Annotated in this window: 1 protein-coding gene; it reads left to right on the plus strand. The window is 63.1% G+C overall.

The genetic code is table 11. The features are described 5' to 3' along the window. A partial coding sequence (locus NKI25_RS36400; RefSeq protein WP_352596439.1) for a GTP-binding protein occupies positions 1–539 on the plus strand: 539 nt, incomplete at both ends.

The following is a 539-nucleotide window of genomic DNA, read 5'->3' on the forward strand; positions in this document are numbered from 1 at the left end:
TCACCAAGTATTTTGGCGAATACAAGCGCTACGACCAGATCGATGCGGCGCCCGAAGAGAAGGCGCGCGGCATCACCATTTCGACGGCGCACGTCGAATACGAAACCGCCAACCGCCACTATGCCCATGTCGACTGCCCCGGCCACGCCGACTATGTGAAGAACATGATCACCGGTGCTGCGCAGATGGACGGCGCGATCCTGGTGGTGTCGGCCGCCGACGGCCCGATGCCGCAGACGCGCGAGCACATCCTGCTCGCCCGCCAGGTCGGCGTGCCCTCGATCGTGGTGTTCTTGAACAAGGTCGACCAGGTCGACGACGCCGAGCTGCTCGAGCTGGTCGAGCTCGAGGTGCGTGAGCTTTTGACCAAGAACGAGTTCCCCGGCGACGACATTCCGATCGTCAAGGGTTCGGCGCTTGCCGCACTTGAAGATAGCGACAAGAAGATCGGCGAGGACGCCATCCGCGAACTGATGGCTGCGGTCGATGCCTACATCCCGACGCCGGTGCGTCCGCTCGACAAGCCGTTCCTGATGCCG

The sequence above is a fragment of the Mesorhizobium sp. M0808 genome, assembly GCF_040320025.1.
GTDB lineage: Bacteria > Pseudomonadota > Alphaproteobacteria > Rhizobiales > Rhizobiaceae > Mesorhizobium.